Raw genomic sequence first — 24197 nt, forward strand, 5'->3', positions numbered from 1 at the left:
CGGGCCTAAACGCATGAAGGCGGCCTGGGCCGCCTTCATGCGCATCACGGTTTGGGGTTTACGCCAGGCCTTCGATCTTCAGCGCCTTCTGGACGGCCGGATCGGCTTCCATGCGCGCCTTGAACGCGGCCAGGTGGTCCAGGCCCGAGAGGTCGATGGAGAGGCCCTGCGCCCAGCGCAGCGTGATGTAGAGGTAGGGGTCGGCGTAGCTGCGGAAGCCCGCCAGCCACTGCTTGCCGGCCAGCTGGCGGTCGGCCGATTCGAACAGCGACCGCAGGCGCTTGCGCGCGGCCAGCTTCACGGCCTCGTGCTGGCTCTCGTCGCCGATGAAGGCCGCGGGGCCGAACAGCGGCTTGAAGGCCGGATGCAGGTCGGAATTGACGAAGGCGAGCCAGCGGGCCGCCTCGGCGCGCTGGCGCGGGCTGCCGTCGCCGGCGAGGCCGGCTTCGGGGAAGGAATCGGCGATGTAGCCCATGATCGCGGCGTTCTGCGTCAGCACGAAATCGCCGTCGACGATCGCCGGCACCGCGCCGGCCGGATTGATCGCGAGGAAGGCGGGGGCCTTCATCGATTCCTTGTCCAGGATCTCGAGCTGGAACGGCTGGCCCGTCCACTGCAGCGCGATGTGGTCGGCGGTCGAGCACGCGCCGGGCTTGGTGTAGAGCTTCATTGCGGGGATCCCTTCAAGGAAAGCGAATCCCGACACTATGGCCGACGCGCGGGGCGCGGCTCAACGTCGCGGCATGCAACGGACCATTGCCATCGACGCACCCGGACGACGCGCGTCCGGGTGCGGAAAGCCGCGCTTACGAACGACGCGGCTTGAGCGATTGCACCTTATAGAAGGTGTGATCGCCGATCGTCGCCACCTGGTACGCGGTGCGCCACGACGGGCTGGCGATCGCGTGGGCGGCGAAGTGGCTCGCGCCGGGCACGATCTCCTTGCGCTCGCCGGGCGGCAGCGCCCAGTTGCGTTCGGCGTCGAGGGCGATGGTGACGGCCTCGGCCCAGGCGTCGGTGTTGCTCAGGCGCGTGCCCGGCGACACCAGGGTGGGGGCGAACTGCTTGCGCGCGGTCACCACGTCGCAGACGGTGTTGCCCCACAGCCCGCTGTCGCGGCGACGCAGGGCGACCTCGGCAACTGCCTTCTGGCCGCGGACCGACTGGTCGCGCGCTTCCAGGTAGACGGTGGTGCTCAGGCACAGCGAGTCGGCGGTTTGTGGCGGAAGCACGGAGGCCAGCCACAGGATCCAAGCCAGTTTCATCTAATCGGACTCCTTGCTCCGTTGCGCCGGTCCGCTTCATGGCCGCTTCCCGGAAGGGGAGGCGGGCCACGGCACGTGCCGGCATGGCGTACTGGGGAGGGCAGCGCACTCTGCGGCGCGCTTTTGCCCATTCACCAAATCCGCGCGCAGGTCGTTGGATGCGCGGGCGGTGAGGGTCGCCACCAAGAGGGGTGGCCGAAAAAGTTGGCGCAAGGTAGCGGCGCCAAGATAAACACGGGGTGAATACCGGGGGCTTGACCGGGCCTCCGGGATCCGGCTGGATTTTTCTCCCGCCGAATGCAACTTGTTGTCTGTAAACGGAATTCAGGCCGGCGATCCGGCCATCCAAAACCCGAACGCCCATTCAGGAAAGCCCGGCCCGGCCGGGCACCAGCGTGAAAGCGGGCTCCTCCGTGGGGTCCGCGAGACCCCTGTAGCCCTTGCCCAGCAAGGGCTGCGCAATTCGCTACAGCATGGACGCGACGCGGCTTCCCTGGGCGATAGCGCGCTTGGCGTCGAGCTCCGCGGCGACATCCGCGCCGCCGATGACGTGCGCCGTCACGCCCTTCGCAGCCAGCTCGTCGGCCAGCGGCTTGAAGGGTTCCTGGCCGGCGCAGATCACCACGTGATCGACCGGCAGCACCTGTTCGCTGCCGTCCACGCGCACGTGGAAGCCTTCGTCGTCCACGCCGAGGTATTCGACGCCGCCGAGCATCCGCACCTTCTTCGCCTTGAGCGTGGCGCGATGGATCCAGCCCGTCGTCTTGCCCAGGCGGGCGCCGGGTCGGCCGGGGCTGCGCTGCAGCAGCCAGACCTCGCGAGCGGGCGCCTCGGGCTTCGGCGCGGCGAGACCGCCCCGGTTGCCGTCGTAACCCAGGTCGACGCCCCACTCGGCGCGCCAGCGGGCAGCATCGAGCGCGGCGCTGGGGCCGTGTTCCACCAGAAACTCCGCCACGTCGAAGCCGATGCCACCGGCGCCGACGACCGCCACCTTGCGGCCCGGCACGACGCGGCCGGTCAGCACATCCAGATAGCTGACGACCTTGGCGTGGTCGGCGCCCGGGAAGTCCACCTCGCGCGGGCGGATGCCCGAGGCCAGCACGACCGCGTCGAAGCCGGCCAGCATCGCGGCGTCGGCGTAGGTGCCCAGCCGGACGTGCACGCCGGTCTGTTCGAGCTTGCGGCCGAAGTAGCGGAGCGTCTCGTGGAACTCCTCCTTGCCCGGGATGCGCTTGGCGAGGTTGAACTGGCCGCCGATCTCGCCCGTCGCTTCGAACAGCGTGACCTGGTGGCCGCGCTCGGCCGCGACCGTCGCCGCCGCGAGCCCGGCGGGGCCGGCACCGACCACGGCGACGCGCTTGGGGTTCTTCGTCGGCAGGTAGTTCAGTTCGGTCTCGGCGCAGGCGCGCGGGTTGACCAGGCAGCTGGCGGTCTTGTTCTCGAACACGTGGTCCAGGCACGCCTGGTTGCACGCGATACATGTATTGATGTCGAGCGCGCGCCGCTCGCGCGCCTTGTTCACCCACTGCGGATCGGCCAGCAGCGGTCGCGCCATCGACACCATGTCGGCCTCGCCGCGGGCGAGCACGCCCTCGGCCACCTCGGGCATGTTGATGCGGTTGGTCGTCACCAGCGGCACGCCGACGTGCGGCTTCAGGCGCGCGGTGATCCCGGTGAACGCCGCGCGCGGCACCGACGTGGCAATGGTCGGCACCCGCGCCTCGTGCCAGCCGATGCCGGTGTTGATCAGCGTCGCGCCGGCCGCCTCGATCGCCTTGGCCTGCTGCACGACCTCGTCCCACGCCAGGCCGTCGTCGACCAGGTCCAGCATCGAAAGCCGGTAGACGATGATGAAGTCCGGCCCGCAGGCCTCGCGGATGCGGCGGACGATCTCCACCGCGAAGCGCATGCGCTTGCCGGCATCGCCGCCCCACGCGTCGTGACGTTTGTTGGTGCGCGGTGCGGTGAACTGGTTGAGCAGGTAGCCTTCCGAGCCCATGATTTCCACGCCGTTGTAGCCGGCCTCGCGCGCCATCGTCGCGCTGCGTACGAAGGCACGGATCTGCCGCTCGACGCCACCGGCCGAGAGCGCGCGCGGGGTAAAGGGATTGATCGGCGCCTTGAGCCGGCTCGGCGCGACCTGCAGCGGGCTGTAGCCGTAGCGGCCGGCGTGCAGGATCTGCAGGCAGATGCGCCCGCCGTGCGCGTGTACCGCGCTGGTGACCTGCCGGTGCCGGCGCACTTCCCACGGGAAGCGCATCGTCCCGCCGAACGGCTTGAGCCAGCCGGCGAGGTTCGGCGAGAACCCGCCGGTGACGATCAGCCCGACGCCGCCGGCCGCGCGCTCGGCGAAGTAGGCAGCGAGCTTCGGGAAGTCGGCCGCCTTGTCCTCCAGCCCCGTGTGCATCGATCCCATCAGCACGCGGTTGGGCAGGGTGCAGAAGCCCAGGTCCAGCGGTGCGAACAGATGGGGGTAGAGCGGATGCGGCTCCGCTTCGTCGAAGTGGAGCGGCCCGGCCGGGTTGGCGATCGTCATGTTGAATACGCTGGCGTACGGAAGCCGGCACGATGCCGCGAATGGCGGCGGCGTTCAAGCGCGTTCGTCGGGTTGTGTGGCCACGGCGCGCGCTGCCGGGCTTGGAGCCCGGAACGCCGGGCGTTGAGCTCCACGTGCTGAGCTCAGAGCCCGGGACGCTTGGCGTTTTGCTCCACGCGCCGAGTTCGGAGCTCGACGAAGCCCCTCTCCCGCCTGCGGGAGAGGGGTTGGGGTGAGGGGAGGGGGCCTGTACCGCCGAATCGCTCGCCTCCGCCTGTCGCATGCGTGGCTGTTGTCTGTGACTCAAACGTCCCCGCGCCGTCGCCCTCACCCCACCCTCTCCCGCGTGCGGGAGAGGGGCTGCAAAGCGCAGGCAGGGAAGAAGACCGCGGTCTACTGCCCCGCGCCCTCCGGCATCGGCAGACACTCCATCACCTCCACCGCGTCGCCGGGGAAGATCGAGAAGTGCGGGTGGCCTTCGAACATCTTCGCCGCAGCGTCGTGGGTCTCGGCTTCGACCACCGTCCAGGCGGCCAGCTCGTTGCGGATGTCCGAGATGCCCCTGGCGGCGATGCGCTTCGTCTTCCCGAGCGGGCTGCCGTGGTCGACGATCGCCTTCTCGTGCTTCTTCACCCAGTCGCCCCAGGCGGCCATGCCGTCCTGCTCGCGGCGGTTGCGTTCGTCCTCGGGCAGGGCCTTCCAGGCGTCGAGGGACGCCGGGGTGCCCAGGAAAACGGCAAGGAATCGCTTCATCGGTGGCTCCTGATCAGTGGGGCGACGGGTCGCCGGCCCTTCCTGATACGACGAATCGCGCCTCCCCGGATCGACATCGCCGGACCTTCCGACGGACGTCGCCGCCACTGCCTAAAAAAGGCCCCAGCGCAAGAGTTGTCTCGCGCCCGGCGCTCACCCACCATGGCTCACCCGTAGTTTCCGGTCCTGTATGGACGACGCTTCCGCACCCCTGCAGGACTATCTCCGCGCCGGCATCGTCGCGGCCGACCTGCCCGACCTGCATCCGCTCCTGTCCGCCCGCGACCTCCTGCGCGCCTTCTCGACCCTGTTCCACGGTGGCGAGGAGAGCGTGATGGTGCGCCTGCTGGTGCTGCGCGCCATCGGTGAGCGCGGCGCCGCGCCGGACTGGAGCCCGCAGGAGCTGCGCGACCACTTCGCCTACCTGGACCCGGTGAAGTTCGACACCGTGCTGGGCCGCCTGCGCGAGAACGACCTGCTGCGCTGGGACAACGACACGCAGCGATACCGCATCAGCCCGGTCGGCAGACAGGCGCTGTCGTCGATCGGCCTGCTGCTGCAGTTCAACCGCGAGGGCGACGAGCTGGCCTACGTCACCGCGCAGCTCGCCGCCGGCCAGGCGGTCGGACGCGTGCGCGGCGACGACCTGCAGCACCTGCTGTCGCGCCTCAACGAATACCGCGAGGACTTCGACCAGGCCGTGCTCAGCGGCTCCGAGCACCGCATCCAGCGCGCCGCCGGCACGCTGCAGCAGGTGTGGCAGTGGGTCGAGAAGGGCACGGCGATCGTCAAGGAGATCGCCGCCGACGAGGAACTCGACGCCGCCACGCATCGCGTCGCGCAGCAGATCGGCCGTGCGCAGAGTTCGATGCTGCGGCAGGCGTCGGTGTTCCAGCGGGCGCTGAACCAGCTCGACCGCCATCGCGTGCACATCGGCGCGAGCGGTCTGTCGTCCACCGACGTCAACCGCTTCCTGCGCGGCATGGACACCGACGCGCTCGCCGCGCTCGCGGACGATGCGCTCGCGCGCGTGGTCGCGCCGGCCTTCATGCTGGCGCCGATCGCGCTGGACATCGCCGAATACGAACTGGTCGAACGCGAGCGCGAGGCGCAGGAAGACGCGTCATTGCCGCCCGCGCAGGACGCGCCCGACGACACCCAGGCGCCGGTGGCCGAAAACGACTACGCGCACGCGGAGCAATGGCTGTCGCAGCTGGCCTCGCTCGAATGCGATGCCGACACGGCGCTGTCCGACTGGGTGCCGCAGGACGGCTTCGCCGTCAGTGCGTACCGGCTGTCGCTGCTCGGCCTGATCGGCGACCCAGGCGCGGAGAACCGCAACGGCGTCAGCGCGTCGATCGCCCAGTTGCCGCTGCGCTGGAAGGTCGGCACGCAGTTCGAGCAGGTCAATCGCGCGGGCGTGGCGTACATGAGCCGGGCGTGGCTGACGGGGAAGGACGACGCGCCGCACGATGCCGACTCGGTGAACCACGGCGACGACGAATGCGATGCAGGTAGCGAAGCCGACACGCATGCCGCTCCGAAACCTTCCAGGAAACCGTCATCCCGGCGAAAGCCGGGACCCAGGCCCGTAGCGTCCGACGACGCCGTGCCTGCTTCCGAGGCCAGCCTTGGTCCCCGCGTACGCGGGGATGACGATCAGAGGCAAGGCGACGTGCAGGCGGCCGAGCAGGACAACAAACCAGCACCAAAGCGGAAGAAAACATCCGCCGCAACAACGGAAACCCCATGAGCGATCCCACCGCCACCCTCATCGCCCGCCTGCTCGCCGAGCGCTGGCTGCCGCGCGACGACCACGCGGTGCGCCAGGTCCTGGTCGACGCCGAACTGCGCGATGAACTCGATCGCCGCCTCGCCGGTGCCGGCCTGCGGCTGCTCGAACATCCCTTCGCCGCGCATGTCGCCGTCGGCGTGGCGCGCGCGCAGGAAAACGACGTCTTCGGCAGTGCGCGCGCATGGGCCGCGAGCAACCTGCAGCTCGATCGCGACGCGCTCGCGCTGCTGGTCGTGCTGTGGTCGCTGCTGGTGCTGCCCAAGCGCCAGCGCCAGATCGCGCGGCAGGAAAGCGAGCGCCAGCAGGACCAGGAGCAGATGTTCGCCGAACTCAAACCGGTGCCCGTCGGGCAGGACATGGTCGAACCGATCAACGAACGCACGCTGGTGGCCGACTTCGGCGACAAGCTCGGCGGCAAGTTCCGCATCAACCTGTCCTTGGGCGCGCTGCAGCGACACGGCTTCATCGTGCGCCGCAAGGAGCGCATCGCCGAAGGTCCGCTGCTGGATCTCGCCTTCGATTACGAACGCATCGCCAGCCGCGTGATGGACGGCGCGCTGTCGTTCGTCGTCGAACAGGCCCGCGCGACGCAGGCAGCCAACGCCGACAGCCTCGACGACGATGCGTACGACGCACCGCTCGACGACGACCTCCACGAAAGCAGCGACACCACCGAAGAGGCGCAGGCCGATGTTTGAGTTCCGCAGCCTGGAAGTCGTGCACTGGGATTACTGGCAGCGTTTCCAGCTGCCGCTCGATGCTTCGGTCATCACCGTGGTCGGCCCGAACGGCTCGGGCAAGACGACGCTGCTCGACGCGCTGCGCACGCTGCTCGCCATCGAGGACCGCGAAACCGCGCGCGACTACAAGACCTACCTGCGCCACAACGGCAAGGGCCAGGCGTGGCTGCGCGCGGTGGTGAGCAATCGTCCGGATCGCCGCGGCGGTCGTCCGTTCTTCCCGATCAAGGACGAGACCGTCACGCTCGCATGCCGCATCCGCAAGCGCGGCGGCGACTGGTCGCGCGATTACCAGATCCTCGCCGGCGACGTGCCGGTCGAACAGATCGAAACCGGCGGCGAATGGCTCGGCGTGCGCGATTACCGCGTGCGGCTCGCCGGCGCCGGCCTCACGCGCGCGATCTGCCGCGTGCTCACGCTGGAGCAGGGCGCCACCGACAAGCTCTGCCAGCTGTCGCCGCGCGAACTGCTGCAGCTGGTCTTCGACGTGTTCGAGGACAAGGCGGTGCTGGACGACTACCAGCGCGCCAAGAGCGAACAGCTCGACGTCGAGAAGGAAATCGAACAACTGCGCCACGGCCTGGGCGAGCTGCATTTCAAGCTCGAATCGGCGCGCGTGGACGTGCGTTCGTTCGAGGAAGGCCAGGCACTGCGCAACCAGCGCCAGCGACTGCAAGCCGAAATCGCGCCGAAGATCGAACTGGCCGACCTGCGCGCCACGCTGGAAGGCGCACGTCCGCGCCTGACCGGCCTGCGTCGCGCGCTGCGCGAACGCGAGCGCGTGTTCGACAACCTCCGCACGCGTGAAGCCAACGCCGTCGGTCAACGCGACGAATTGTGCGCGGCGATCGAACGCGCCCGCGCCGACGTGCGCGCCTGCGAAACCGAATTCACCGCCGCGCGCGACCACGCGCGCGATGCCGAGATGCTGGTGCGCCGTCGCGACGAACTCGCGCGCGTGCAGGCGCAGCGCGGCGCGGTGGACGTCGAAGCGCTCAGCCGTCGCGTGGAAGAAGGCCGCCGCCGACAGGCCGAACTGAAGCTGGAAGCCGAACGCGATCGCCAGCGCACCGGCGAAATCGCCGCGCAGGTCGCGGCGCTCAGCGGCGGCGGTCGCATCGTCGAGCCGTTCGAACGCGACTTCCGCACCGCGCTCGACAACGCGGGCATCGAACACCGCGTGCTCACCGAACTGGTCGACATCGTCGATCCGAAGTGGTCTGTCGCCGTCGAAGCCGTGTTGGCGCCGTATCGCCACCTTATCGTGCTGGAGAATCCGCGCGACGAAGGTGCGGCGTGGAAGCTCGGCGAGAAGATGCAGTACCGCCACTTCGTCGTGTCCACTCGGACGCCGGTGGAGAAGGCGACGAAGGGCTCGCTGCTGGAAGTGGTGAAGTTCTCCGCCGAGCCGCCGTCGTGGCTGCCCAAGCAGCTGGACAAGATCCAGCGCGTGGAGGACATCGAGGACGGCCGTCGCCTGCCGAAGGGGCAGGACTGGATCACGCTGAAGGGCTACCTGCGCGAGCATCGCGGCGGTCGCCACATCGGCGGCGGCGCACCGCATTTCGGCAGCGGCGCGCGGCAGGCGCGACTGGATGAACTGCGCGCCGAGCAGATCGACATCCAGCAGCGTGCACATGCGCGCGAGGACGAGCTGAGCGAGCTGGGCAAGCGCGTCGATGCAGAGCAGGCGCGACTGCTCGGTCTGGACGCCGGGCAGGAACTGGTGACGCGCGCGGCGGAATTCGCCGACGCCGCCGAACGACTTCCCGCGATGGCCGAAGCCGCGCAGCAGGCGGCGGTGGCGCTGTCGGAAGCGCGTTCCCGCCTCGATGGGCTCGAAGCGGAAGACAAGGCCGAAAGCATCGCCGATGCCACACGCGCGGGCGAGATCCGTTCGCTCGACAACGAAGTGCGCGAGCGCGCGCAGCAGATCGCGCAGGAACGCCAGCAACTGGTGCAGCGCATCGTCGAGTTCCGCCGAAAGCGCGCGCTGATGCCGCACGCGTGGCGCAGCGCCGACGCCTTGCGCCAGGCGCGCGAGGAATACGAAAGCGCGGGCGCCGTGCGGCGCGAACTGGAGCGCATCGACGAGCGCCTGCAGCGCGGCGGGTACATCGAGGACGAAGGCTGCATCGCGCTGCGCGACAAGTTCGCCGCCGACCACGACGGGCTGGAATCGACCATCGGCAAGCGCGAGGCGCACCTGCATCGCGCCCGCCGTATCACCGAGGAAGCGCGCGGCGCGTATATCAACGTGCTGCGCGCCACGGTGCGCCGTTACAAGAAGAACCTCGCGGCGCTGGGCGAACTGGCCGGCATCGGCGTCGATGTCGAAATGCCCGAGCTGGTGAACGAGGATGTCGCGCTCGCGCAGGCGGGGCTGACGGTGAAGTTCGACTTCGACCGCAAGGGCTGGATCGGGTTGGACGACGGCGAAGCGTCGGGCGGCCAGCAGGTAATGAAGTCGCTGCTGCTGCTCGTCGGGCTGCTACGCGACGAGGACCAGCCGGGCGGCTTCGTCTTCATCGACGAACCGTTCGCGCACCTGGACGTATTCAACATCGAGAAGGTCGGGCGCTTCCTGCGTTCGACCGACGCGCAGTACATCCTGACGACGCCGATCACGCACAACCTCAACGTGTTCGAGCCGTCCGACCTGGTGCTGGCGACGAGCAAGCGTCGCGGCGGCAATGCATGGGCGGAGCCCGTCGCGGTGCTCAAGCGCGACCGTCGCGACGACGCGCAGGCCGCGTGAGGCGTCGCGCGTGACGACCGGCCGCCAGCAGATCCAGCACACGACGTACCGCAACCTTGCGGTCGTCGTGAAGCGCTGGCCCGGCGCGCCGGCGGAGTTCTTCACCGCCGAAGCGACCGGCCTGGCGACGCTGGCCGGCGCAGGTGCGATGCGCGTGCCGCGCGTGCTTGCGCTCGAACCGGAGCGGCTGGTGCTGGAAGACCTCGGCGAAGGTACGCCGAAGGAAAAGTTCTGGACGCTCGCCGGCGAAGGCGTCGCCGCGCAGCACGCGTTGCGCAATGCGCGGTTCGGTTTCAAGCGCGATGGCTTCTGCGGCCCGACGCCGCAGGCCAATCCGTGGACCGACGATGGCTGGACCTTCTTCGCCGAGCACCGCCTGCGTCCGCAGGCGCGTCGCGCGCTGGAGGGCGGGCATCTCACTGTCGAAGGCATGGATGCGGTCGAACGTGTGTGCTCGCGACTTCGTGAGCTGATTCCCCTGCAGCCGGCATCGTTGCTGCACGGCGATCTATGGCTCGGCAACCTGCATTGCTGTGCCGACGGCACGCCGGCATTGATCGACGCCGGCGCGGTGCATTACGGCTGGGCCGAGTCGGAGTTGGCGATGCTCACGCTGTTCGGTTCGCCGCCGGATGCGTTCTGGCGTGCGTACGACGCTGCTGCGAAACCTGCGCCAGATTGGCGTGAGCGCGCGCCGGTCTACAACCTGTACCACCTGCTCAACCACCTGAATCTGTTTGGTGGGAGCTATCTGGGTGGTGTGCGGGATGTGTTGCAGCGGTTCGGGTGATCTTCGCCGCGCGGCAGCTGCCGGCAGTATTCAGTCACACGGACACCGTCATCCCGGCGAAAGCCGGGACCCAGGCCCGTAACGCGCGGGCACTCCGACGGCGGTGAACCACATCACCGTCATCCCGGCGAAAGCCGAGACCCAGGCCCGTAATCTCCGGGCACTCCGGCAGCGGTGAACCACTTCACCGTCATCCCGGCGAAAGCCGGGATCCAGGCCCGTACCATCGGGGCACTCCGGCAGCGGTGAGCCACATCACCGTCATTCCAGCGAAAGCTGGAATCCACTTTGATCTTGATCTTGCCGCTGCCGCTGCCGTTGCCGCTGCCGTTGCCGTTGCCGTCGCTGTTGCTGTTGCTCTTGCTCGTCATTCCCGCGAAGGCGGGAATCCATGGACGTTGCACGCTACCCGTGATGTTTACGAGCAAAAGAAGAATCACCCGCCAAGCTTCCGATCGCCTGCGGCGCTCGGGTCACTTTTCTTTGCTTGCCCAAAGAAAAGTAACCAAAAGAAAGGGCCTTCCATTTGCCCAACCCAGTCCCACGACCGGAAAGAGAAAGGGCGCGTTCGCGATTCGCCATCCATGGCTCAGCGCTCACCGCCGCACATCCTGTGCGGCGCCCTTCGGGGCTAGCAACGAATAGGCTGTTCAACAGCAACAGCAACAGCAACAGCAACAAAAGCAGAAGCAGAAGCAGAAGCAGCAACAGCAACAGAAGCAGAAGCAGAAGCAGAAACAGAATCAGCAAATGGATTCCAGCTTTCGCTGGAATGACGGTGTGGTGGTCCCGGACGTGGAGTGCGGCTGTTGTAGCCCGGGTGAGCGAAGCGCACCCGGGGCAACGTCGCGGTCAGGTCTGATCCAAGTGCGCTGCTCACTTGTGCGGCAGGGAGCGACGTCAGCGTCACGACATCGCGCGTCCCGACCCTCACGTAAACCCCTCAGCTCTGCACTCCCTTCAGTCGCCGAGGGGAGAGGGGTAACGCTTCACCAACCCGCGAGCACCAGCTTCCCGATCGTCGTTCCCGACTCCAGGCGACGATGCGCCTCGCGCAGGTTTTCGGCGTTGATCGGCGAGAGCGTGTCGCGATGCGTGCCACGCAGTTCGCCTGCGTCGATCAGCTCGGCGACGCGCGCGAGGATGCGGCCTTGCTCGTCCATGTCCGGCGTCTGGTAGCGCGGGCGGCCGAACATCATTTCCCAGTGGATGCCGATGCACTTGAACTTGTACGGGTCGCCCAAGCGCACCGGTTCCTTCGGTTCGACGATCAGGCCGACGTGGCCCTGCGGCGCCAGGATCTCGCCGAGTTCTTCCCAGTACCGATTGGTGTCGTAGAGATTCAGCGCGGCATCGACGGTTTCGAAACCCAGCGCCTTCAGCTGCGGATGCAGCGGTTTGAGATGGTCGATGACGTGCTGCGCTCCGAGTTCGCGACACCACGCGATGGTGTCTTCGCGCGACGCGGTGGCGATCACGGTGAAGCCCGCGCGGCGTGCGAGCTGGATCGCGATCGAACCCACGCCGCCCGCGCCGGCGATGATCAGCAGCGACTTGCCCTTGCCGCCGTGCTCGGAATCGAACGGCATGCGCTGGAACAGCAGTTCCCACGCGGTGAGCGCGGTAAGTGGCAACGCCGCGGCCTGCGCCGCGTCGAGCGTCTTCGGTGCGATCGCGACGATGCGTGAATCCACCAGCTGCAGCTGCGCGTTGCTGCCCGGGCGCGTGATGTCGCCGGCGTAGTACACGCGATCGCCGGGCTTGAAGCCGGTGACCTGGTCGCCGACGGCTTCGACGACACCGGCAGCGTCATAACCGAGCACCTTCGGCTGGGCTTCCACCTGCGGCTTGGGCGAACGCACCTTCGTGTCGACGGGATTCACCGACACCGCTTCGACGCGCACGAGCAGGTCGAAGCCGGTGGGCGCGGCGGGATCGGGCAGATCCACATCGATGAGCGACTGCGGATCGTCGATGGGGAGATAGCGGGTGAGGGCGACGGCTTTCATGGGGTTTCCTGAGGGAAAGAAGGAAGTAGGCGCATCACACCGGCGACGGATTGCGCTCGAACGTGCGCTGGTGCCAGTACGGATAGGCCGGCGTCACGGCGCTGGCTTCGTCGAGCACGGCGACCTGTTCGGGCGTGAGGTTCCAGCCCACCGCGCCGAGGTTCTGCTTCAGTTGCTCCTCGTTGCGCGCGCCGATCACGATCGTCGACACGGTCGGACGCTGCAGCAGCCAGTTGAGCGCGATCTGCGGCACCGTCTTGCCCGTCTCCTCCGCAATCCTGTCGAGCGCATCGACCACGCGATACAGGCGCTCCTCGTCCACCGGCGGACCGAAGTCCGAGCTGCCCGGCAGTCGGCTCACTTCCGGACGCGGCTGGCCGCGACGGATCTTGCCGGTGAGGCGGCCCCAGCCGAGCGGGCTCCAGATCACGCCGCCGACGCCCTGGTCGAGGCCGAGCGGCATCTGCTCCCACTCGTAGTCGCGACCGATCAGCGAGTAGTACGCCTGGTTGGCGACGTAGCGCGTCCAGCCGTAACGATCGGCGACGGCGAGCGATTTCATCAGGTGCCAGCCTGAGAAGTTCGACACGCCGAGATAGCGGATCTTGCCGGCGCGCACGAGATCGTCGAGCGTGCGCAGCGTTTCCTCCACCGGCGTCTTCGCATCGAAGCCGTGCAGCTGGAACAGGTCGATGTAGTCGGTGCCCAGGCGCTTGAGCTGCGCGTCGATCGTGCGCAGCAAATGGAAGCGCGAGGAGCCGACGCCGTTGGGATCGTTCTCGTCGAAACGGAACGTCGCCTTGGTCGAGATCAGCACCTTGTCGCGGCGGCCCTTGATCGCTTCGCCGAGGATGCTTTCGGCCATGCCGCCGGAATACACGTCGGCGCTGTCGAACAGGTTGAGGCCGGCGTCCAGGCAGATGTCGATCAGGCGTGAGGCCTCGGCGACGTCGGTATTGCCCCACGAACCGAACAGCTGGCCCTTACCGCCGAACGTGCCGGTGCCGAAGCTCAGTGCGGGAACGCGAAGGCCGGAATTGCCGAGGTAACGGGTTTCCATCGATGGATCCTCTTGTTTTTCATGTCCCTCTTCCGCATGGGAGAGGGTGGAAAGGGCGAGGGCCAGCCGCGTGATCGTCGAGCCTGACAGGCGAGGCGCTTACGCGGCGTGCACTCGTTGTTTCAGTCCATGCGGGCGGCGCGCGTCACGCCGCTTCCGCCGCGCAGTCGCGAGGAAGGTCGTCGACGCGCGCGGCGCGCCGCTCGATCCGCACGCTCCACAGCGCGACGAGCAGCCCCGCGGAGGTGACAAGCGACGCAACCCAGGTGATCGCGGCAAGTCCCGAGCCATGTTCGATCACGGTGCCGCCCAGCCACGCGCCGATCGCATTGCCGAGATTGAACGCGGCGATGTTGAAGCTCGACGCGAGGTTCTGGCCGGCGCCTTCGGCGAAACCGAGCACGCGCAATTGCAACGGCGACACCGTGGCGAACGCGGCGACGCCGAGCAGGCCGACGAAGGCGACCATCAGCATCGGGCTGTGGAGCACGAAGCTCATCAGCGCGAGCACCGCGGCGAGCGCGAACAGCGTGCCGAGCAGCGCGGGCGTCGCACGGCGATCGGCGAGGCGCCCGCCGAGCAGGTTGCCCACAACCATGCCGCCGCCGAACACCAGCAGGATCGGCGACACGGCCGCATCGGAAAACCCGGTGAGCTTCGTCAGCAGCGGCTGCACGTAGGTGATCGCGACGAACACGCCGGCGAAGCCGAGCATCGTCATGAGCAGGCCGAGCATCACCTGCGGACGCGCGATCGTCGCCAGTTCCGCGCGCAGCGGTGCGGGTTCGCTCGTGTCGCGGCTGCGCGGCACCAGCAGCGCGATCACGGCGAGCGAGACCAGGCCGACGAGGCTCATCGCCCAGAACGTGGAACGCCAGCCGAAATGCAACCCGAGCCACGCACCGGCGGGCATGCCGAGCAGCGTCGCGAGCGTCAGGCCGGAGAACATGATCGAGATCGCGGAGGCCTTGCGTTCGGCCGGCACCAGGCCCGTCGCGACGACCGCACCGACGCCGAAGAACGTGCCGTGCGTGAGCGAGGTGACCACGCGGGCGATCATCAGCGTCGTGTAGTCCGGCGCGAGCGCGCAGGCGAGGTTGCCGACGGTGTAGATGCCCATCAGCGCGAGGAGCACGGCCTTGCGCGGCATGCGGCGCGTCAGCAGCGTCAGGATCGGCGCGCCTGCGAACACGCCCAACGCGTAGCCCGACACGAGCATGCCGGCGGCGGCGATCGACACATGGAGGTCCGCGGCGACCTGCAGCAGCAGGCCCATGATCACGAACTCGGCGCAGCCGATGCCGAACGAGCCGGCGGTCAGCGCGTACAGCGCCAGCGGCAGGCGGCCCGCCGGGGCAGCGGAAGGAGCGGGGAGGGGAGTAGCGGCCAAGGCGGCAGGTCCGGGAGGAAAGGACGGCAGCCTAGGCGCTTGCATCTTCTGCGAGAACCGGCAGGATGGCTAATCAGTTTCAACCGATCGTTGATAATCGACGAAGGAGCCCGCCGTGGACCGCATCGGCGACATCGCCCTGTTCCTGCGCGTGCTCGATCTGGGCTCGATCAGCGCCGCCGCGCGCAGCCTGGACCTGTCGGTCGCCGTGGCCAGCCAGCGCCTGAAGCGGCTGGAGCGCGACCTTGGCGTGCGCCTGCTGCACCGGACCACGCGGCGGCTGCATGCCACGCCGGAGGGCGCTGCGCTGGCCGAGCAGGGCCGCCCGCTGGTCGAGGACCTGGAGGCGCTCACCGGCGGCCTGCGCCAGGCCGGCGTGGACGTCAGCGGCACCTTGCGCGTCACGGCGTCGGCGTCGTTCGGCCGGCAGTACCTGTCGCCGCTGCTGCCCGAGTTCCTCGCGCTGCATCCGCGCGTGAAGCTCAGCATCCACCTCACCGACCAGATGGTCGACCTGGTGAGTTCCGGGTTCGACCTGGCAATCCGCATCGGGGCACTCGACGATTCCACGCTGGTCGCACGCAAGCTCGCCGTGAACCATCGCGTGCTGTGCGCATCGCCCGAATACCTGCGCAGGCACGGCACGCCGCGCACGCCGCAGGAACTAGTCGAACACGAGTGCGTGCTGCTCGTCGGCAGCCAGGGGCGGCAGGACGTGTGGCGTTTCGGCGATGGCGCGGGCGGCGAGATCGTCGTGCGCGTGCGCGGACGCATGGAAACCAACTACGGCGAGATCGTGCGCGATGCGGTCGTCGCGGGCATGGGCATCGCGATCCACTCGAGCTGGCACGTCGTGCGCGATCTGCGCGAAGGCCGCCTCGTGCAGGTGCTGGCGGACTATCCGATCGTGGACAGCGGCATCTACGCGGTCATGCCGCAGCGGCGACTCGTGCCGCCGCGTGTAAGGGCATTCGTGGATTTCCTGGCGGGGAAGTTTGCGGTGCCGCCTTGGGGTGAGTAGGCGCGTTTGCGAGGCACTGCCTCGCGCGCCTGCGAACCGACCGGCCATGGATGGCCGGGCCGGGGTCTCAGCATCCCGCGACGTTGCGCCATGGATGGCCGCGATGCTGGCGTTCGCCAAGCCACGCAAGAGGGCCGCGTGAGCAGCCACGCTCACTCAAACGCAAACGCATCCAGCGCGAGCGATCCGAACTCATGCGAACGATGCAGCGTCCGCACGCCCGCATCCTCGCCACCCGCGCCGAGCGCGACGAACAGCGGCATCAGGTGCTCCACTGTCGGATGCGCGCGTCGTGCGTGGGGCGCCTGCGATTGCCAGTCGATCAATGCCTCGACATCGCGCGCTTCGAGCTTCGCGCGCATCCACTGCGCGAACCCGTCGGCCCACGGCGTGAGCGGCGCATCGGCGTGGCGCCAGTCCAGTTCGCCCAGGTTGTGCACGAAACCACCGGAACCGATCACGAGCACCCCTTCGTCGCGCAGCGGTGCGAGTGCGCGTCCAAGCGCGACGTGCTGCGCGGCGTCGCCATGCGGCATCACCGACAGCGGCACCACCGGAATATCGGCCTGCGGGTACATGCGTCGCAGCGGCACCCACACGCCGTGGTCGAGTCCGTGGTTCTCGCGAACACGCGCGGGAAGTCCGGCATCCGACAGGCGTTGGGCGATCGATGCCGCAAGGTCGGGCGCGCCCGGCGCGGGATAGCGGAGGTCGTACAGCTCGGGCGGGAAACCGCCGAAGTCGTGCACGGTGTCGGGTGCGACGGCCGCGCCGACCATCGGCTGGGCGGTCGTGAAATGCGCGGAGGCGACGACGATCGCCTTCGGCCATGGTAACGACGTGCCGAGGCCGTCGAGGAAGCGGCCGGCGGGCGAATCCTGCACGGCAAGCATCGGCGAACCGTGGGAGAGGAAGAGGCTGGGAAGGCGAATGGAAGCGTCCATGCGCACAACTTGAGCCCGATCCCGCCGATTTCCAAGCACGCGCGGTGGCCCGGTCCGTTTCGCGCGTGGGCTGTTCACGGCGGGCGCGCGCGGAGTGGACGACGATGGAGCCTTCGTCGTGGTCGTCGCATGGAGCCGCGCATGAGCCTCGCCCAGGTCCGTTCCGCCGTCCGTCCGCCGCCTGACGAGGCGATGACGCAAGTGGCCGATTACGTCGTGCGATCCGACGTGGGTTCGCGCGAGGCCTACGAGACCGCGCGCTTCATGCTGCTCGATTCGCTCGCGTGCGCTGCGCTGGCGATGGATCACGAGCAATGCGTCAACCATCTAGGGCCCCTCGTGCCCGGCGCGGAACTTCGCGGCGGCGCGCGCGTGCCGTACACCGCGTTCGAACTGGATCCCGCGCAGGCTGCCTACAACATCGGCACGCAGATCCGATGGCTCGACTTCAACGACACCTGGCTCGCCGCCGAATGGGGCCATCCGTCCGACAACCTCGGCGCGATCCTTGCCGTCGCCGATTACCTCGGCCAGCAGGCGATCGCGCAGGGCAGGGCGCCCATGACGGTTCGCGACGTGCTCGGCTGGGCGATCAAGGCGCACGAGATCCAGGGCTGCTACGCGCTGAAGAATGCATTCAACCGCGTCGGGCTCGACCACGTGATCCTCGTGCGGCTGGCGTCCACCGCCGTGGCGACGGCGATGTTGGGCGGCAGTCGCGACCAGGTCGTCACCGCGATCTCGCACAGCTGGATCGACAACGGCGCGCTGCGCACGTACCGGCACGCGCCCAACACCGGACCGCGCAAGAGCTGGGCCGCCGGCGACGCCTGCCGGCGCGCGGTGATCCATGCGCTCAACGCAATGAAGGGCGTGGTCGGCTACCCGAGTGCGCTCACCGCTCCCACGTGGGGGTTCTACGACGTCGCCTTCGACGGAAAGCCGTTCGAGTTCGAACGCGACTTCGGCAGCTACGTCATGGAGAACGTGCTGTTCAAGATCAGCTATCCCGCCGAATTCCATGCGCAGACCGCGGTGGAGTGCGCGATGCAGCTGCATCCGCTGGTCGCCCCGAGGATCGGGCGGGACGGGGGCGAATCGGTCGAGCGGATCGTCATCGAAACCCAGCAGGCCGCGCTGCGCATCATCGACAAGACCGGGCCGCTGGCGAACTACGCCGACCGCGACCACTGCATCCAGTACATGGTGGCCGTGCCGCTGCTGTTTGGCCGTTTGACCGCGCAGGACTACACCGACGCCGTGGCCGCCGATCCGCGCATCGACCTGCTGCGCGGGCGCACCGTGGTGATGGAAAACCCCCGGTTTACCCAGGAGTACTTCGATCCCGACAAACGGTATATCGGCAACAGCGTCCAGGTGCATTTCAAGGACGGCGCATCGACACCGAAGGTTTCGATCGACTATCCGATCGGCCATCGCCGTCGACGCGACGAGGGGATGGCTGTCCTGATGAAGAAGTTCGAAAGCGCGATTGCGTCGAAACTCCCTGAAATACAAGCGCGAACGTTGATGACGCTGGCTTCGTCGCCGGGCGGATTCGACGCGATGCCGATCACGCAGTTCATGTCGTTGTTCAAGAAGTGAACCATCGCGTAGCGCAGAAAATGCGTCCGGGAACTTGTGCGTTTGTTAGTTCACCGTTAACACCGCTTTCACATAGGCAAACTTAACCTCCGCGTCGATGGCGTCGTTAGGGCGGCCGTCCTCCATGGAATGCAGGGGGACCACGCAGACGCTGTTCCCGATTTCTCAGATCAAGGAGCTGGATACATGAATAAGAAACTCCTCTGCGCCGCCCTGATGGGTGGTCTGAGCCTGGCCCAGGTCGCCAACGCCCAGGTCGCCGATGATCGCTGGTACCTCACCGGCTCGGCCGGCATGAATATCCAGGACAACGATCGCGGCACCCGCAACGCGCCGTTCGGTGCGCTCGGCGTCGGCAAGTTCCTCAACGACAACTGGTCGCTCGACGGCGAACTGAACTATCAGAACCCGAACTTCGACGACAACCAGGATCTCAACTGGTCGCAGTACGGCATCTCGTTCGATGCGCGTCGTTATTTCAATGCCGAAGGCCGCAACTGGGCGCCGTACATCCTGATGGGCCTGGGCTACCAGGAATCGGAAGAGGAGTTCGACCGCTTCCCGGATCCGAACTCGCCGGGCGAGCGCAAGGAAGGCAACGTCGCCGCGAAGGTCGGCGTGGGCATCCAGAGCGCCCTGGCCGGCAAGCGCGCCGCCATCCGCACGGAGCTCGCCTATCGCGCCGACTTCGACGACGGCACCCCGGACGCAGGCCCGGGCGCGCTGCGCGATGAAAGCTGGTACGGCGACCTGCTGGCCTCGGTCGGCGTCGTGATCCCGCTGGGTGCTCCGGTCGTCGCCGCTCCGCCGGCCCCGGCCGCGCCGAGCTGCGCTGATCTGGACGACGACGGCGACGGCGTCAATAACTGCGACGACAAGTGCCCGGATTCGCAGGCTGGCCAGACCATCGGTCCGGACGGCTGCCCGGTGCCGGTGTCGATCGACCTGAAGGGCGTGAACTTCGACTTCGACAAGGCGACCCTGCGTCCTGACGCGATCTCGATCCTGTCGGAAGCCACCGAGATCCTGAAGCGTTATCCGGAACTGCGCGTCGAAGTCGCCGGCCACACCGACCAGTGCGGCAAGGACGACTACAACCAGAAGCTGTCCGAGCGTCGCGCGACGGCCGTGTACGACTACCTGACCAGCAACGGCGTGGATGCCTCGCGCCTGCAGGGTCCGATCGGCTACGGCGAGAGCCGTCCGCTGGAAGACAAGGGTCAGGCGTTCCCGGGCTGCAAGAGCGAGATCAACCGCCGTACCGAGCTGAACGTCCAGAACTAAGGACTAGCCGGTACGCGGGAGGCCCCCGCGGTACCAAGACGAAGCCCGGCAGTCGCCGGGCTTCGTTTATTTACCGGTCATTCTTAGCAAATAACGTTAACTAGTATTAACAATCATTTTGACAGGTGTATCATTTCCGAGTCAGTGACCCGCGGCCTGACCCTCTCTGGTCCCCGTTCAGGTCCTGCGAGGGTGTGCGCCGCCTGCAGTAAATGACGTGTTCCCCCCCAAACCGTTTCCTTACTGATCCAAGGAGTGACAGATGAAGATCCGTTTGTTGAGCACCGCACTGCTGGCAGGCCTGGCGTTCGCCCAGGTTGCCGGTGCACAGGAATTCGATGACCGTTGGTACCTGACCGGCTCGGCCGGCATGAACATCCAGGACAACGACCGCGGCACCCGCAACGCGCCGTTCGGCACGCTGGGCGTCGGCAAGTTCCTGAACCAGAACTGGTCGCTCGATGGTGAACTGAACTACCAGAACCCGAACAACGACGACAACCAGAACCTCAACTGGTCGCAGTACGGCGCGTCGCTCGACCTGCGTCGCCACTTCACCGCCGAAGGCCGCAACTGGGCCCCGTACCTGCTGATGGGCCTGGGCTACCAGCGCTCGGAAGAGGAGTTCGACGCGTTCCCGAACGTGAACTCGCCGGGCCAGCGTGAGGAAGGCAACCTCGCCGCGAAGGTCGGTGTGGGCATCCAGAGCGCCCTGGCCGGCAAGCGCGCCGCCATCCGCACCGAACTCGCCTACCGCGCCGACTTCGACGACGGTTCCATCTCGGCTCCGAACGAAGACTGGTTCGGCGACGTGCTGGCTTCGGTCGGCGTCGTGATCCCGCTGGGCGCTCCGGTCGTCGCCGCTCCGCCGGCTCCGGCCGCGCCGAGCTGCGCTGATCTGGACGACGACGGCGACGGCGTCAATAACTGCGACGACAAGTGCCCGGATTCGCAGGCTGGCCAGACCATCGGTCCGGACGGCTGCCCGGTGCCGGTGTCGATCGACCTGAAGGGCGTGAACTTCGACTTCGACAAGGCGACCCTGCGTCCTGACGCGATCTCGATCCTGTCGGAAGCCACCGAGATCCTGAAGCGTTATCCGGAACTGCGCGTCGAAGTCGCCGGTCACACCGACCAGTGCGGCAAGGATGCGTACAACCAGAAGCTGTCCGAGCGCCGTGCGACGGCCGTGTACGACTACCTGACCAGCAACGGCGTGGATGCCTCGCGCCTGCAGGGTCCGATCGGCTACGGCGAGAGCCGTCCGCTGGAAGACAAGGGCCAGGCGTTCCCGGGCTGCAAGAGCGAGATCAACCGCCGTACCGAGCTGAACGTCCAGAACTAAGGACCACGCACGGTTACGCGGATCTCCGCGGTACCACGAAGCCCGGCCTCGCGCCGGGCTTCGTTTTTTGCGCGACGTGTCGATGCTGTTTTCCAATCCCGGGCGAGAACCTTTCGCGGATACGTGCGGCTAACGACTTCTTATCATTCCTGCGCTTTGTGAATGCGCCCTCGCGCTTTCAGAAGATCCGCTGCTTTTCATTCTGCGCAAGGAGTGACCCTTGAAGATGCATCTACTCGGCACGGCCGTCCTGGCCGGCCTGACGTTCGCCCAGGTGGCGAATGCCCACGTTTCCGACGATCGCTGGTACCTCACCGGCTCGGCCGGCATGAACCTCCAGGACAACGATCGCGGCACGCGCAATGCGCCGTTCGGCACGCTTGGCGCCGGCAAGTTCCTCAACGACAACTGGTCGCTGGACGGTGAACTGAACTACCAGAACCCGAACAACGACGACAACCAGAACCTCAACTGGTCGCAGTACGGCGCGTCGATCGATGCGCGCCGCTACTTCAACGCCGAAGGTCGCGACTGGGCGCCGTACGTGTTGATGGGCCTGGGCTACCAGCGTTCCGAAGAAGAGTTCGATGCGTCCCCGAGCGTGAACTCGCCGGCCCAGCGCGAAGAAGGCAACCTCGCCGCGAAGATCGGCGTGGGCATCCAGAGCGCCCTGGCCGGCAAGCGCGCCGCCATCCGCACCGAACTGGCCTATCGCGCCGACTTCGACGACGGCAGCGTCCACGCACCGCGCGAAGACTGGTTCGGTGACGTGCTCGCTTCGGTCGGCGTCGTGATTCCGCTGGGTGCACCGGCCGTCGCCGCAATTCCGGCACCGCCGGCGGTTGCGCCGAACTGCGCGGACCTCGATGACGACGGCGACGGCGTCAACAACTGCGAAGACAAGTGCCCGAACTCGCAGGCGGGCCAGACCATCGGCCCGGATGGCTGCGCCGTGGCGGTGTCGATCGACCTGCGTGGCGTGAACTTCGATTTCGACAAGGCGACGCTGCGTTCGGACGCGGTCTCGATCCTCGCCGAAGCCGCCGAGATCCTGAAGCGTCATCCGGAGTTGCGCGTCGAAGTCGCCGGCCACACCGACCAGTGCGGCAACGACGGCTACAACCAGAAGCTGTCGGAGCGCCGCGCGCGCACCGTGTACGACTACCTGGTGAAGAACGGCGTCGCCGCTTCGCGTCTGGCCGGTCCGATCGGCTACGGCGAAAGCCGTCCGCTGGAAGACCGCGGCCAGAAGTTCCCGGTGTGCAAGAGCGAAACCAACCGCCGTACCGAACTGAACGTGCAGAACTGATCGGGCAGAACTGATCGACATACGATCCATCTCGCCTGAACCTTCGAAGCCCGGCCTCGCGCCGGGCTTCGTCGTCTCCGGCGCACGCAGCGCGTCCGTCGGACCGCGCATTCACGGCCGCTCGAACGTGCCCCGGCGTACACTGCAAACGCCCCGAGAATCGAGGAAACGGCCATGCGCGCACTGATCGGTCTGTCCTGCCTGCTGCTTGCCGGCGTTGCCCAGGCGCAGAGCGCGCAATGCGGCTCGATGGCGGCGCCAAAGGCGCTGCCGATCCGGCCGACGGTCGTCGCGCCGATCGCGCCCGAACTCGTCGTCCCGAGTCATCAGCTCGGCGCGCCCACCGGTGTGCTGTCGCAGGCGTTCGACGAATCGCTCGCGGTCGACCAGGTGCTGTTCCGGCTGCGTGCCGAGGGTTGCCAGGTGGCCAATGCGCTGCCTGCGAAGGGTGGGGCGATCCCGAATCCCGACGATCCGGCCGCGTACAAGCCCAAGACGCAGTTCGACAACACGCCGTGGCGCTTCAACATGAACCAGAACGGCAAGCGCATGACCGCCGAGGAATTCGATGCATGGATGAAGGCCAAGGGCGTGCGCGTGGTGAAGGGCAAGACGGTCGCGACGCCGCCGCCCGCCGCCGAGGCGCCGAAGACCGAACCCGAAAAGAAGTGAAGCCGCGCGCGCCTCGCGCGCCGGCGAAAGGCGGACCTCGAAACAAACCGGCCAACGCATCGAGCTCGCCGCGCCACGGGCTCGCGCGCGTGCTGTCGAAGCAGGGCCTCTGTTCGCGCACTGAAGCGGCGCGCTGGATCCACGACGGTCGCGTCGAAGTGGACGGCCGCATCGTCCGCGATCCGGAATTCCCGATCCGCAGCGACGGCGCGCAGCGCATCCTCGTCGATGGACGCGCGATCGACGCCGCACCGCGTTTGTATCTGATGCTCAACAAGCCGCGCGGACTGGTCACCAGCACGCAGGACGAGCGCGGTCGCGACACCGTTTACCGATGCTTCGATGGCGCGGGATTGCCGTGGCTCGCACCGGTGGGGCGACTGGACAAGGCGAGCGAAGGCCTGCTGTTGTTCAGCAACGATCCCGCGTGGGCCGCCGGCATCACCGATCCGGACACGGGGCCGCTGAAGACGTACCACGTGCAGATCGACACCGTGCCCGACGCGCGCGTGCTCACTGCGCTGGTCGACGGCGTCGACGTCGGAGGCGAACGTCTTCGCGCCGCATCGGTGCGACTGCTGCGCAGCGGTGAGCGCAACGCGTGGTTGGAGATCGTGCTCGACGAAGGCCGCAACCGTCAGATCCGCCGCTTGCTCGCCGCTGTCGACATCGCGGTGCTGCGGCTCGTGCGCGTGGCGATCGGCGAGCTCGTGCTCGGCGAATTGCCGAAAGGGCAGTGGCGATTGCTTGAGCTCGCCGAAGCGAAGGCGCTATTCAGCAATGTGCACGTGCAAGATTCGTGAAGCGCCGTACGGGATCAATGCAGGAATGTGGGGGAAATCACTGTTTTCCGGACGATTCTGCTTGCGCTCACCCCCATGTCGGAGCCTACACTTCCGCGAACTTCGTCGTGGGGGATAA

At 67.5% G+C, this 24197-nt stretch carries 21 protein-coding genes; 11 read left to right on the plus strand and 10 right to left on the minus strand.

Annotation, left to right across the window (positions count from 1 at the left end; all coding sequences use genetic code 11):
• Positions 1-58: 58 nt before the first annotated feature.
• The 4 genes from GOY17_RS05170 to GOY17_RS05185 all read right to left on the minus strand — a co-directional run bounded on the left by GOY17_RS05170 (position 59) and on the right by GOY17_RS05185 (position 4554).
• Positions 59-670 (minus strand): glutathione S-transferase N-terminal domain-containing protein, encoded by a 612-nt coding sequence (locus tag GOY17_RS05170; RefSeq protein WP_115843807.1) that lies wholly within the window; start codon positions 668-670, stop codon positions 59-61.
• 136 nt (positions 671-806) lie between these two features.
• Positions 807-1265, minus strand: coding sequence for a cell wall hydrolase (locus GOY17_RS05175; RefSeq protein WP_115843805.1), 459 nt, complete (start codon positions 1263-1265; stop codon positions 807-809).
• A 466-nt stretch (positions 1266-1731) separates the two neighbouring features.
• A complete protein-coding gene (locus GOY17_RS05180) occupies positions 1732-3801 on the minus strand; it encodes an NADPH-dependent 2,4-dienoyl-CoA reductase (protein ID WP_157029564.1) in 2070 nt (689 codons plus the stop codon).
• A 393-nt stretch (positions 3802-4194) separates the two neighbouring features.
• Positions 4195-4554 (minus strand): hypothetical protein, encoded by a 360-nt coding sequence (locus GOY17_RS05185; protein WP_157029565.1) that lies wholly within the window; start codon positions 4552-4554, stop codon positions 4195-4197.
• 190 nt (positions 4555-4744) lie between these two features.
• Here GOY17_RS05185 and GOY17_RS05190 point away from each other — a divergent pair, with 190 nt between their 5' ends.
• The 4 genes from GOY17_RS05190 to GOY17_RS05205 are packed head-to-tail and all read left to right on the plus strand — an operon-like array spanning position 4745 to position 10637.
• Positions 4745-6307 carry a hypothetical protein gene (locus GOY17_RS05190; protein ID WP_157029566.1) on the plus strand — a complete coding sequence of 521 codons (1563 nt, stop codon included), beginning with the start codon at positions 4745-4747 and terminating at the stop codon, positions 6305-6307.
• A complete protein-coding gene (locus tag GOY17_RS05195; protein ID WP_157029567.1) occupies positions 6304-7047 on the plus strand; it encodes a hypothetical protein in 744 nt (247 codons plus the stop codon). The genes GOY17_RS05190 and GOY17_RS05195 overlap by 4 nt, the downstream gene beginning before the upstream one ends.
• Positions 7040-9847: an AAA family ATPase gene (locus tag GOY17_RS05200; protein WP_198173819.1), complete on the plus strand. Its 2808-nt coding sequence runs from the start codon at positions 7040-7042 to the stop codon at positions 9845-9847. Before GOY17_RS05195 ends, GOY17_RS05200 begins: the two co-directional genes overlap by 8 nt.
• A 10-nt stretch (positions 9848-9857) precedes the next feature.
• Positions 9858-10637 carry a fructosamine kinase family protein gene (locus GOY17_RS05205; protein ID WP_232338530.1) on the plus strand — a complete coding sequence of 260 codons (780 nt, stop codon included), beginning with the start codon at positions 9858-9860 and terminating at the stop codon, positions 10635-10637.
• Between the two features lie 119 nt (positions 10638-10756).
• On the opposite strand, the gene GOY17_RS05210 is transcribed toward GOY17_RS05205, so the two are convergent.
• From GOY17_RS05210 to GOY17_RS05230, 5 genes are all read right to left on the minus strand, one after another.
• Positions 10757-11008, minus strand: coding sequence for a hypothetical protein (locus tag GOY17_RS05210; RefSeq protein ID WP_157029570.1), 252 nt, complete (start codon positions 11006-11008; stop codon positions 10757-10759).
• Between the two features lie 34 nt (positions 11009-11042).
• Entirely contained in the window at positions 11043-11387 is a 345-nt protein-coding gene (locus GOY17_RS05215) for a hypothetical protein (RefSeq protein WP_157029571.1), read from the minus strand.
• A 239-nt stretch (positions 11388-11626) separates the two neighbouring features.
• Positions 11627-12646, minus strand: coding sequence for a zinc-binding alcohol dehydrogenase family protein (locus tag GOY17_RS05220; protein WP_157029572.1), 1020 nt, complete (start codon positions 12644-12646; stop codon positions 11627-11629).
• A 34-nt stretch (positions 12647-12680) separates the two neighbouring features.
• On the minus strand, positions 12681-13706 hold the full coding sequence (locus GOY17_RS05225) for an aldo/keto reductase (RefSeq protein WP_157029573.1): 1026 nt from the start codon (positions 13704-13706) through the stop codon (positions 12681-12683).
• Between the two features lie 145 nt (positions 13707-13851).
• Positions 13852-15096: an MFS transporter gene (locus GOY17_RS05230; protein ID WP_232338531.1), complete on the minus strand. Its 1245-nt coding sequence runs from the start codon at positions 15094-15096 to the stop codon at positions 13852-13854.
• Positions 15097-15211: 115 nt separating this feature from the next.
• Between GOY17_RS05230 and GOY17_RS05235 the strand changes: the two genes are divergently transcribed.
• Positions 15212-16117 carry a LysR family transcriptional regulator gene (locus GOY17_RS05235; protein WP_157029574.1) on the plus strand — a complete coding sequence of 302 codons (906 nt, stop codon included), beginning with the start codon at positions 15212-15214 and terminating at the stop codon, positions 16115-16117.
• 152 nt (positions 16118-16269) lie between these two features.
• Here GOY17_RS05235 and GOY17_RS05240 read toward each other — a convergent pair whose 3' ends face one another.
• Entirely contained in the window at positions 16270-17061 is a 792-nt protein-coding gene (locus tag GOY17_RS05240; protein WP_198173821.1) for a DODA-type extradiol aromatic ring-opening family dioxygenase, read from the minus strand.
• A 141-nt stretch (positions 17062-17202) separates the two neighbouring features.
• Here GOY17_RS05240 and GOY17_RS05245 point away from each other — a divergent pair, with 141 nt between their 5' ends.
• From GOY17_RS05245 to GOY17_RS05270, 6 genes are all read left to right on the plus strand, one after another.
• The gene (locus GOY17_RS05245; RefSeq protein ID WP_157029575.1) at positions 17203-18666 is read left to right on the plus strand and encodes a bifunctional 2-methylcitrate dehydratase/aconitate hydratase; all 1464 of its coding nucleotides are present in this window, start codon (positions 17203-17205) and stop codon (positions 18664-18666) included.
• A gap of 186 nt (positions 18667-18852) precedes the next feature.
• A complete protein-coding gene (locus GOY17_RS05250) occupies positions 18853-19950 on the plus strand; it encodes an OmpA family protein (RefSeq protein WP_157029576.1) in 1098 nt (365 codons plus the stop codon).
• 262 nt (positions 19951-20212) lie between these two features.
• Positions 20213-21295: an OmpA family protein gene (locus GOY17_RS05255; protein WP_157029577.1), complete on the plus strand. Its 1083-nt coding sequence runs from the start codon at positions 20213-20215 to the stop codon at positions 21293-21295.
• A gap of 226 nt (positions 21296-21521) precedes the next feature.
• Positions 21522-22604: an OmpA family protein gene (locus GOY17_RS05260; RefSeq protein ID WP_425482300.1), complete on the plus strand. Its 1083-nt coding sequence runs from the start codon at positions 21522-21524 to the stop codon at positions 22602-22604.
• Positions 22605-22778: 174 nt separating this feature from the next.
• Positions 22779-23276 (plus strand): hypothetical protein, encoded by a 498-nt coding sequence (locus tag GOY17_RS05265; RefSeq protein WP_157029579.1) that lies wholly within the window; start codon positions 22779-22781, stop codon positions 23274-23276.
• Between the two features lie 89 nt (positions 23277-23365).
• Positions 23366-24079, plus strand: a complete 714-nt coding sequence (locus GOY17_RS05270) for a pseudouridine synthase (RefSeq protein ID WP_425482288.1) — start codon at positions 23366-23368, stop codon at positions 24077-24079.
• Positions 24080-24197 lie beyond the last annotated feature (118 nt).

The organism is Lysobacter soli (genome assembly GCF_009755585.1).
GTDB classification, from domain to species: Bacteria; Pseudomonadota; Gammaproteobacteria; order Xanthomonadales; family Xanthomonadaceae; genus Lysobacter_J; species Lysobacter_J soli.

Coding starts and splice junctions, on each gene's coding strand:
- GOY17_RS05170 (WP_115843807.1), bottom strand. CDS start 670: ATGAAGCTCTACACCAAGCCCGGCGCGTGCTCGACCGCCGACCACATC.
- GOY17_RS05175 (WP_115843805.1), bottom strand. CDS start 1,265: ATGAAACTGGCTTGGATCCTGTGGCTGGCCTCCGTGCTTCCGCCACAA.
- GOY17_RS05180 (WP_157029564.1), bottom strand. CDS start 3,801: ATGACGATCGCCAACCCGGCCGGGCCGCTCCACTTCGACGAAGCGGAG.
- GOY17_RS05185 (WP_157029565.1), bottom strand. CDS start 4,554: ATGAAGCGATTCCTTGCCGTTTTCCTGGGCACCCCGGCGTCCCTCGAC.
- GOY17_RS05190 (WP_157029566.1), top strand. CDS start 4,745: ATGGACGACGCTTCCGCACCCCTGCAGGACTATCTCCGCGCCGGCATC.
- GOY17_RS05195 (WP_157029567.1), top strand. CDS start 6,304: ATGAGCGATCCCACCGCCACCCTCATCGCCCGCCTGCTCGCCGAGCGC.
- GOY17_RS05200 (WP_198173819.1), top strand. CDS start 7,040: ATGTTTGAGTTCCGCAGCCTGGAAGTCGTGCACTGGGATTACTGGCAG.
- GOY17_RS05210 (WP_157029570.1), bottom strand. CDS start 11,008: ATGACGAGCAAGAGCAACAGCAACAGCGACGGCAACGGCAACGGCAGC.
- GOY17_RS05220 (WP_157029572.1), bottom strand. CDS start 12,646: ATGAAAGCCGTCGCCCTCACCCGCTATCTCCCCATCGACGATCCGCAG.
- GOY17_RS05225 (WP_157029573.1), bottom strand. CDS start 13,706: ATGGAAACCCGTTACCTCGGCAATTCCGGCCTTCGCGTTCCCGCACTG.
- GOY17_RS05240 (WP_198173821.1), bottom strand. CDS start 17,061: ATGGACGCTTCCATTCGCCTTCCCAGCCTCTTCCTCTCCCACGGTTCG.
- GOY17_RS05245 (WP_157029575.1), top strand. CDS start 17,203: ATGAGCCTCGCCCAGGTCCGTTCCGCCGTCCGTCCGCCGCCTGACGAG.
- GOY17_RS05250 (WP_157029576.1), top strand. CDS start 18,853: ATGAATAAGAAACTCCTCTGCGCCGCCCTGATGGGTGGTCTGAGCCTG.
- GOY17_RS05255 (WP_157029577.1), top strand. CDS start 20,213: ATGAAGATCCGTTTGTTGAGCACCGCACTGCTGGCAGGCCTGGCGTTC.
- GOY17_RS05260 (WP_425482300.1), top strand. CDS start 21,522: ATGCATCTACTCGGCACGGCCGTCCTGGCCGGCCTGACGTTCGCCCAG.
- GOY17_RS05265 (WP_157029579.1), top strand. CDS start 22,779: ATGCGCGCACTGATCGGTCTGTCCTGCCTGCTGCTTGCCGGCGTTGCC.